The 10,056-nt window shown below is 35.4% G+C and carries 8 protein-coding genes and 1 pseudogene; 2 read left to right on the top strand and 7 right to left on the bottom strand.

All coding sequences use genetic code 11. From position 1 onward, the window contains the following. Positions 1–560: 560 nt before the first annotated feature. On the bottom strand, positions 561–1,829 hold the full coding sequence (locus tag A9G40_RS07805) for an AAA family ATPase (protein ID WP_255307222.1): 1,269 nt from the start codon (positions 1,827–1,829) through the stop codon (positions 561–563). Further along, on the bottom strand, positions 1,826–3,847 hold the full coding sequence (locus A9G40_RS07800; RefSeq protein ID WP_065582592.1) for a DNA topoisomerase III: 2,022 nt from the start codon (positions 3,845–3,847) through the stop codon (positions 1,826–1,828). The genes A9G40_RS07805 and A9G40_RS07800 overlap by 4 nt, the downstream gene beginning before the upstream one ends. Positions 3,848–4,093: 246 nt before the next feature. Between A9G40_RS07800 and A9G40_RS07795 the strand changes: the two genes are divergently transcribed. Next, positions 4,094–4,492, top strand: coding sequence for a hypothetical protein (locus tag A9G40_RS07795; RefSeq protein WP_065582589.1), 399 nt, complete (start codon positions 4,094–4,096; stop codon positions 4,490–4,492). Between the two features lie 185 nt (positions 4,493–4,677). On the opposite strand, the gene A9G40_RS14980 is transcribed toward A9G40_RS07795, so the two are convergent. Then, positions 4,678–4,836 carry a hypothetical protein gene (locus tag A9G40_RS14980; RefSeq protein WP_176700455.1) on the bottom strand — a complete coding sequence of 53 codons (159 nt, stop codon included), beginning with the start codon at positions 4,834–4,836 and terminating at the stop codon, positions 4,678–4,680. A gap of 99 nt (positions 4,837–4,935) precedes the next feature. Between A9G40_RS14980 and A9G40_RS07790 the strand changes: the two genes are divergently transcribed. Beyond that, positions 4,936–5,235, top strand: a complete 300-nt coding sequence (locus A9G40_RS07790; RefSeq protein ID WP_218057977.1) for a transcriptional regulator — start codon at positions 4,936–4,938, stop codon at positions 5,233–5,235. Positions 5,236–5,388: 153 nt separating this feature from the next. On the opposite strand, the pseudogene A9G40_RS07785 reads toward A9G40_RS07790, so the two are convergent. The 4 genes and pseudogenes from A9G40_RS07785 to A9G40_RS07770 all read right to left on the bottom strand — a co-directional run. Beyond that, positions 5,389–7,263, bottom strand: a pseudogene (locus A9G40_RS07785) (reverse transcriptase domain-containing protein); the annotation flags it as partial. 621 nt (positions 7,264–7,884) lie between these two features. After that, complete coding sequence (gene ssb, locus A9G40_RS07780) at positions 7,885–8,316, bottom strand: single-stranded DNA-binding protein (protein ID WP_442902719.1); 432 nt, start codon at positions 8,314–8,316, stop codon at positions 7,885–7,887. 83 nt (positions 8,317–8,399) lie between these two features. Next, on the bottom strand, positions 8,400–8,933 hold the full coding sequence (locus A9G40_RS07775) for a DUF3158 family protein (protein WP_065582587.1): 534 nt from the start codon (positions 8,931–8,933) through the stop codon (positions 8,400–8,402). 12 nt (positions 8,934–8,945) lie between these two features. Continuing rightward, the gene (locus A9G40_RS07770; RefSeq protein ID WP_065582586.1) at positions 8,946–9,617 is read right to left on the bottom strand and encodes a PFL_4669 family integrating conjugative element protein; all 672 of its coding nucleotides are present in this window, start codon (positions 9,615–9,617) and stop codon (positions 8,946–8,948) included. Positions 9,618–10,056: the final 439 nt, after the last annotated feature.

Genomic DNA, 10,056 nt, shown 5'->3' with positions numbered 1-10,056 from the left:
TAGAGTTAAATATTACTCAATAAAAAGTGACAAAATGCACTCTCCCCTCAAAAATCATGTCATTTTGCACATATTCTCGATTCGCTATTTAGTTAGCTGAGTTGAACCGAATAAACAAATCTGTTTTAAACAGCTTTATCTGGCACGCGTTAACGCACTAAGGGCTACTGATTTTTTACCATTCAGTTTTGGTGTTGTTATAGAACAAACAAGGTAAATACCACTGTTTTACAATAAACCAATGAACAATGGTATTCACCCTGAGTTCTGGCATAAGGACAGGAACAAGAACCACCTTGTTCCTTGTTGTATATTCAAATATATTTCAAAATTGATGTGAATTAAATCAGCTCTGATACACATACAGCTCTATCCAACCGTATGTATAGTTGTAACGTTACACAGAGTTGTTACAAGCAGCCATAAATTATGGACTTAGGATTTCAAATTAATAAGGGTTAAAAATTAATCTGAAATAAATTAGTGATTTTATGACCGCAAAACCACAAAAACACCGGAGTAAGTCTTGATTCTGTCACAATTCATTTAATTTTACAATATCAATAATCATTATAATCTGGCTCAGGACCATATTCATCATAATGATCATTTCGAAAATCAGAGTCTTCGTCACATTCATTAATAGCAATTTTTAATGACTTGCTAAGATATTTTCGCGCATTAATAAGCGCATTACCTGTTAAATCATCTTTTGTTGCTCTTATCATACCCAATGCAACATTGATAATCTCTTTGATCTCCGCTGGAGTTGTTCTATCTAATGCGTCCCCCAATTCCTTGTCAGCAATGTTACAATCGGCAGGAAGATACATTTTTGCGCACTCAATAGCGGCTTTGCGTCTAAAAGCACCAACTGAAATTATTCTGTCAATTCGACCAGGTCGTTTGCTAATACGCGGATCTATCCTTTTGGGATAGTTTGTCGAAAATATGACATACGTGCCAGCTTTGTTTACTGGAGTCAGGCTACCGTCAAGGAAACTTAATACCGACGCATTTGCACGGTACAACTCATCGATTTCTTCTGCAATAATTAATACTGGCCTTTGTTTTTTTGCCGCTTCTTTGCACGCTAGATAAAAATTGTCACCCGATGCGTAAATAATAGCAATATTTTTTCTATGAATAGATGCTAGAGATTTAACAATAGTGGTTTTACCCGTCCCGGGAGGACCTGTTAATAAAACTTTTCTCATTCCAGATTGGCCGTATCGAGTATAATATTCAATATCATCAAAAAATTGTTTGAAATCATCTTCTAATATTTTGTATTTAGGATGTACAGCAAATCGTTCAAATTCGTCGACTATTTGAGTTTTAATTTTTTGGTAATACGGTAAATTATTGTAGTCATATATTTCCCAAACACCACTCTTGGGCAAATTTCTGATTAACTTTTTCACACCAGTTTGACAAATATCATGTAGCAGCAATAACGCTTTTTCAGTTCCAATCGTATATTCAATTGATATTTTAGAATTCAGAACAGATCGTAAAATATGAATAGTATGCTCATTATTTAGTTTTATTCTAAAAAAACCAGAGGCATCTTGAAACATCAACCGTCGCCCATTGCCAGTTTTCACAACTAAAGGTAATGAATTCGATGACATTAAATGTGACGGTAATCGTTCTATATCGAGTAAACTGTAAATTCTTTTTTTTCGGCGTGTAATAAGTATCTCGCTGATTTTAGGAAAATAACCGCCGTCTTTGATGAGAACACCGAAGTCGTTTGGATAGAGCTGTTTATGTAAATCAATAGCGTACTGCCACATTTTTTTGTTCTTAGAATTTGAATGGCTCATTTTACACTCCTTAGAATAGGATTACCTTTCTTATCCCCAAAACACGTAAATTTGCACCCATCTTTATAACGAGAACAACCAAACCATATATATTTTCCCTTTTGGTTTTTACCTTCTCTTTTAATGAGTGCACCACTTTTGCATTCAGGGCAATCGTATGATTTTGCTTTTGAATTTTTCGTTGTATTTTTAGGTAATTCAGCTCTTTTATACGTTTGAATAAGTTGGTTAATAAAAATATACTGTTTACGCATAAACTCGCTTTGTTGCTGTTGACCCGTTGCAATATTTTCTAATTCTTGCTCCCACAAGGCTGTCATACCAGGATCTTTTAAAACTGGAGGTAATGTGTCTATCAGTGCGTAGGCAATATCAGTTGCTAAGATAGCTTTCTTTTTTCGTTCAATGTAATTACGTTTTTCTAATGTTTCTACAATTCCTGCTCTTGTTGCTTCTGTACCGATCCCTGATGTTTCCTTTAACATTTTTTTTAGCTGAGGGTTTTCTATATATTTTGCAATTTGTTTCATTGCATCAAGCAAGCTAGCATCATCAAAATGTGCTGGTGGCTTAGTTTGTAATGATCTAATATCTACTTTAGAGATAATACAGGTATCTCCTGAAGATAAAACAGGGAGTTTTTGTTTATCATCAACATCTTCAGCATTTTCAATGTTGTCTTTTGCAAATAATACTTTCCATCCCAGTTCGACTAGCACTGTACCTTTTGCTTGAAATTTCTGCTCAGCACTAATTAAATTAACTACTGTTTTATCTACCTCATTATGCACCATGAAATTAGCTAAATAATTTCGTCGAATCAAATCATAGACTTTTAATTCATCTGCACTAAGTTGTGACAATTCAATAATCTTTGACGTTGGGATAATGCCATGGTGTGCGGTTACTTTTTTATCATTCCAAAGTCGAGACTTATGGGCTAAATTAACCTGTGGCATAAATTTTGCCATTTCAGGATCATTTTTCATAATGACAGAAACTATGGTTTCGGCTTCATCAAACATTGATTCGGGCAAATATCCACAATCAGTTCTTGGGTAAGTTGTAATTTTATGGGTTTCATAAAGGGATTGAGCAATATTCAGCACTTGAGGCATAGACATACCATACTTTTTAGAGCAGGCTTTCTGCAAGTCACTTAAACTAAATGCTAAAGGAGGAGAGAATTTAACCCGTTCAGTGTTAACATCAATAACTTTTGCTTCTCTTGAATGCTGTAGCTTTTGTGCTATTTGTCTTGCAAACGATTCACTGAAACACCGCCCAGCTTCGTCTATATTCTCCTCAGGCATCCATGTAGCATTAAATATCTGCGATGTTTTTGATAAATGAATATTAATAGAAAAATAAGGTTTCGGTATAAAATTTTTAATTTCTCTATCTCTATCGACAATTAGTTTTAGTACTGGTGTCTGAACACGACCTACTGATAAAACTCCTTCAAAACCCGAATTTCTACCTAATAACGTAAATAATCTGGTACTATTTAACCCAACTAACCAGTCTGCTTTTGCTCGAGCTTGGGCTGCTAAATATAAAGGATAAGTTTCACTAGCAATCTTAAGATTAGCGAGAGCTTTTCTTATTGATGCATCATCAAGTGCCGAAAACCATAATCTTTTAGTTTCACCTTTCCAGTTAAAACGCTCTAACAGAGACCACGCAATAGCTTCACCTTCTCGGTCGGGGTCTGTTGCAATAATAATGACGTTAGCTTTTTTTACTAACCCTTGAACCACTTTGAATTGTTTTGACGTTTTTTGAGCAATATTATAAACCCACTTTTCAGGTAAAATAGGCAAATCGTCTATGCTCCACTTCTTAAATTTTTCGTCATAAACATGTGGTTCTGCTAGTTCCAGCAAATGACCGACACACCATGTAATACATATTTTTCCATCGGAGCTACGATAAAAACCGTTATCATTAACTGTAGCTCCAATATGTTTCTGGATATCTTTAGCTTGACTAGGTTTTTCACAAATAAATAATTTCATTAACATTCATTCTCTTATTGTTTTTGATGACTGAATATTAATGAATTGAAATAAATATGGGATAGTTAAATCAATATTGCTAAATGGAATATTGATTTAATAATAAAAAACATATACAGCATAATTATAATTAAAGTTCAATAAACAATTATTGGAGTAAATAATGATAGATATGGCTATTCCCGTTAATCATTCATTTTCTGATTACAAAACCCACGAAGAGGTAATTATCAAGAGGAGATAACAATGTCAAAAGATCAAAATAGAAGAATGAAGCAACTTAGAAAACTTGAAATGCTATCTATCGATAAATCGGGATATGCCACAAAAATGTTAACGTATTTTCTTTATACTTTGGCATACTTCGCTTTTTTATTTTTTATGTGCGTCTTTTTATTAGACGATAATTCGCCTATTAATAGTTTTATACATTTCTTTTATCTATTTTTTCTCCCTATCGGGACTGGTTTTATTTATTCCTGCGATTTTAGATATTTTAATTTTTGTAGAGCTAAAAAAATATTAAATAACTACGAACCTATCAATATGAAAAAATACGACTATTTGATTAATAATTTTACAGAAAAAAATAATGAGTTCTTCTGGGAACAATTAGATAAATTTATAGCCTCTGAGAAGTTATAAATATACTTTAATTAGCTATTCAAGGAGTAAATAGAATGAATGTTAAAAATTTGAAACGAATAATAATTATTTTATCGTTTGTAGCTATTTTCCTTTCCGTGTTTTTAGCAGTTTTTTTTTTCGGGATTGCGGGTGTTGTGGGGATAATTCCAGTTATTCTTATGCTTAACCTCATTTTTATAGAGTTAAAAAAATATTAGATGACTACAAATAGCAAAATAGCAAGCTTCACCTTTGTCATTTTGTTGAACGAAAGGAAATTTACTTTGTGTATCTTTTTCATATTGATTCCGTTCAATGACATGAAATATTGTACTATTAGGCAAAACTTTATATAAGTGCATATTATCTTCTACCTTTCTACATACTTATAATTTATTATTATTAATTTTTTTAAATTATTCAATATATCATTTTATTTTCTGATTTATTCAGTTATAAATATGAATAAAATTTCAAACCAAAATACGAAAAATTTTCGTGTTTTTAAATTAGAGAATGACGATATGAACGGATATGAATTAAAAATTTGGAGGAGAGGTTTCGGTTGGTGTCAAGAGATTGCAGCAGAACAATTAAACGTGACAACAAGAACATATCAAAATTACGAAAAATCAGAGTCAGTTCCCTACATAGTCATATTAGCAACTCAAGCATTATCATTAAAAATGAGATACAACGAAATGCAAAATAAACCTAAAAAAGAAATATTAAGAATTTTAAAAATAACCCTCGAAAAATAGATAGCCTAACTACTTTTAGCTAGATTATCTATTTAATATTTATAAAGTAAACTGTTGGGTAGGACACGTGCGCCCTAAAAAGGGTTAGCCGTTGTCCCCCCACCGAACCGTACGTGCACATTTCCATGCATACGGCTCTCCGCTAGACTTAGCAAAGTTTCTATAGTCTGGCAGCGTCCCTCTGTGAAGTTCGACATGACAGTCCTTACATAAAACTAACGTCTTCCGATAACGGGCAATCATCAGTCTTTTCCAAGGTTCTGTACCATCCTTAATATCTTTCAGTTTACGCACATGGTGAACTTCGAGATATCCAGTAACGGTGCCGCAGTATTCACATTTGTTACCTACCATTCTGTCTAGCAATTCAGTTCTGCTCGAATATTTATAAACATTCGGAAACGGATCGGCAAAACCTGCTAGCGACACACTTCGATTCTTAAGTTGAAAAACTTCGAGTTCATAAAGTTTTCCATTACGCATTTCTCTGTGGATATATCGACCATCTGCCTGCTTCAATCGACGTGCGATCTTAGTTCTAGATGTGCGATGTTTTCCAGCCAGCGTCTTAAAAAGACTGTTCATCCATATCCAATGTAGCTTATTTAGATATAGAACTGGTGCTAGGTTATAGTAATTGGCATAGCCACGCATTTCAGCATTGTATTGACTAATAATTTCATAGTCAGATAAGTACATCATTGCAGGTTTTCCTCTACAACCATCCATGCCAGTTTCGTAATTCCCATAGCCACGGAGCGCACAGAATTTCTGTATTTTTGCTCTCGGAACACCAAGGTGAATATGCTCAGTAATACTGCGCTTTGCAGCGTGAGTTTTACTGCCATCCGAGTTGTGCCCCACAACACATTTAACTCGTTTATTTTCCCTACGACATAGAACTTCATATCCGAGAAAGGTAAAACCTTGTTTCGGGTCAACTACGCTTGATTTCTCTTTCGATACTTCAAGCTTTAATGCTGACTCAACAAATTCAGTAATGTCAGACATTACTTGCATTGCTTCCCGCTTAGAACCAATTATCCCAATTAGGAAATCATCAGCATATCTAACATACCGCATACGTTTAAAGTTCGGATCGTCCATTAGAACACTAGATATATTCGCTAGTTGCTCTTCAAGGTTTTTGATTTCCATTTCCCATTTGGCTATTTTCTGCTCATCAGCAGGGTAGCCAGATGCTCCATAACCTTGTCTTATCCACTTTATACGGTTAGCTCGATTTTGTAACGCCCGTTTGTATTCAGGGTTGGGTTTCCTTCGCCCTCCAGTACTAAACTCTTTGATTTTAGTTTTCATAAACTCATCAAGTTCGTGGAGAAAAACATTAGCTAATATAGGAGATATTATTCCCCCTTGTGGTGTCCCACTGTGGGTGCCAAAGTAACGCCATTCTTCCATATAACCAGCTTTCAAGAACTTCTTGAGAAGTCCAAGGAAAGCTCGATCATCAATCTTTTTGCTAAGAAATTTCAGCAGCAGATCGTGGTTGATGTTGTCGAAGTATCCCTTAATATCGACATCACAAACCCATTTGGTGCTTTTCCAGCCGTTACGTATTTCAGTAAGTGCTGTATGGCATGACTTGTTGGGGCGAAATCCATAGCTCCAGTCACTAAAAACTGGTTCATAGACTTCCTCAAGGATCATTCGCATGACCTCCTGAGTCAACTTGTCATCGCCACTAGGAATTCCTAGAGGTCGTTTCTTACCATTCGGATTTCTAGCGTCCTTAGGGATGTGTGTGCGTCTGCAAGGTTTTGGACGATAATCACCTGATTTAATTTGGTTGATAATATTTTGAACTCTATCAACACTCATACCATCAAGTGTGTTTGAATCCACCCCTTTCGTCATGGCTCCACGATTAGAGTAGATGTTGGCATACGCCTGCATCCAAAGATCTTGATGATTACACATTATTTTGTGTAACTTCTTAATCTTATAGCCTTGCTTACTTGCTTTATTAATACCAATTAGAGCATTGAGTGTTCTTTCTAATAGCACTGACTATTGAACCTCGCTTCTTATAGTATCGTGTCTAACTGTCTCCCTTCCCCCCTACATTTTAGTTTTCGAATGAGTTACCTCGATACTTATACTCAAATTTCAGGTCGGATTTAAACCGACTGCTACCTCATTACAAGGCTACATTGGGTACTATGGAGCCTCCGTCACCATATTGGTTGTTTATATCAAACCAACTTAGGTGATCCCGCATTTCTTTATAAATAAGATACGTCCCATTTAGGTTCCACTTACGTCCAATTACCACTCTCACCGAGCAGGTGCCAAGATTGTTGGATACGACAGCCTTCTAACAATAATTATCGTAAATCTTGGTATGACTCCTGAACTATCGTGAGTCAAAGATATCCCGAAACCCACTATGGACTATGATTCAACCAATCAGGTTTAACCATATGGGACTTGCAATGACTGGCGCAAAGTAGATAGTTTCCCCGCCACCAGCCTTTTGACCTAACATGCTGCACTCCCCTCCCTCTTTCGAGATTCAAGTCTATTACTAGACAAGGATAAGTTAGGCTTGCAATAGGCTTTCCAACAGCCTATACTTGCGACATAAAATAGCAATAAGAGCTTGATTTATAAAGCAAAACGGCACACCTAGAATGGGATATCGTCATCAAAGTCCATTGGTGGCTCCTCAGGCATAGCTGTAGCTTGTTCTGCAGTTGGTGCATTTTGCGTTGTTGATTGTGGCACTGGTGCAGATGGAGAATTGTTTGCACTTTGTCCCCAATTTTGTGAACCATCCCGTGAACCTAACATTTGTAAAGTACCACCAATGGGATTAATCACAACTTCTGTAGTATAACGATCTTGTTCAGACTTATCTTGCCATTTTCTCGTTTGTAACTGTCCTTCAAGATAGACTTGTGAACCTTTCTTTAAGTATTCACCAGCAATCTCAGCTAATTTACCAAATACAACAATACGATGCCATTCAGTGCGATCACGGGTTTCATTCGTTTGTTTATCCTTCCATGTTTCTGATGTTGCAACACTAAAATTAGTAACAGCATTACCATTCGGCATATAACGAACCTCAGGATCTTGCCCCAGATTGCCAACTAAAATTACCTTGTTTATTCCTCTTGCCATTTTCTTGCTCCAATTTATTAACGCATATTATTTAATTTAGTTGGTATGTTAAGTTCATCAAACTTGGGCAACATTTCATTAATTAAGTGTCTGATTCGAATACATACCCTCATCTGAAAGTTTAAAGTTAAGCGATCAACCTCTAATTGCTTGATAAAAACTTTATCATCATGACTCAAATTATTTTGTTTTAACGCATCTAATATCAATCGTTTCCCCTCTATTTCGGTACGACTGGTTTTACCATCAACACCTATGACTATTTTCTTATACTTCCAACTTAAATATACTGAACCATTTGATAAGCGTCTTTTTTTCAAATAAAAAGGTAAATACTTAATGGGTAATTTATCTCTTGTGTCATTGATGAGTCTTTCTGCAATGTTTTCTAATCTAGAAAGGTGGGACTCAATTTCTTGTAAAATAGTTTCGTACTCTCCCTTACCTTTAAAAGGCTTTAAAAGGCCTTTTAGGGATAGATGTTGTTTTGCAAATTGATAATCTAATGGAGAGAGTGTATTTGCATATTCATCTTTATAAAACTCATTCATTAGATAAACACCTTATTGAGTTAGTTCGTGATTGATGGTTCTATCTCGCATTTTATCTGCATTTAGAATTTCTTCAGGTACAGTTCCCAGTTGCTCAATAGCTTTTGCTGCTAATGGGGTATTATCGACAAAATCTTTTCGTGTTACACCCAAACGTTTATATTTAGTTATATAAGTAATTAACGAACGTAATTCATGAGCAATTATATTCTGCCTATCTGATGCATCACTATTTTTGATTAATGAAATATGTTTAGCTAGCTGAACCTTTCGGACAAATAAATCAAATTTACACAGTAAAAACACTAATTGATAACCACTGGGAACATTAATAAAGAGATTCAAATCGACAGGCTTAACAGATGTTGCATCGCTTATTTTAAAACCGCTCGGAACTGATTTAAGGACCTCATCGATACAGTAATTCTCAATATCTAGTAATTTCTCAATTTTAGTAATATGCTTATAGAATTTAGTTAATCTCATATCAGCATACGGATCATCCAACCGTGTTGCAATTTCAATAACTCTTAAATATGCAATAGCCCTTGTCATACTTTGAATTGGATGCTTATCATCAGTTTTTTTTCTGCCGTACCAGATTTGAATTGCTGGAACAGTATGAAGCTCTATTTTAATATCACTTCGTAAAACACCAACTTGGTTGTTTTCAATTGTTTCCATGGGAATACTCCTATTTAAATAAAATTAAAAATTAATTCAGCTAGCTGTAAACCCCCTTTACAGAGACTAACCACTCAGCTAGCTGTAAACCCCCGTTACAGTAAATTAACTACTTAGCCAACTGTTACCCCCCGTTACAGTAAATTAACTACTTAGCCAACTGTTACCCCCCGTAACAGCAAATTAACTACTTAGTTCACTGTAACCCCCCGTTACAGTAATTGGACTACTTAGCTCACTGTTACCCCCCGTAACAGAGATTAACCACCTAGCTAGCTGTTGCCCCCCGTAACAGTAAATTAACTACTTAGCCAACTGTTGCCCCCCGTAACAGAGACTAACCACTCAGCTAACTGTTACCCCCCGTAACAGTAAATTAACTACTTAGCCAACTGTTGCCCCCCCGTAACAGAGACTAACCACTCAGCTAACTGTTACC

This window comes from Gilliamella sp. Nev3-1, from assembly GCF_001690435.1.
In the GTDB taxonomy this organism is placed as follows: Bacteria; Pseudomonadota; Gammaproteobacteria; order Enterobacterales; family Orbaceae; genus Gilliamella; species Gilliamella apicola_C.
The sequence above is the reverse complement of the archived record's forward strand: the minus strand, read 5'-3'. Positions and strand labels throughout refer to the sequence as shown.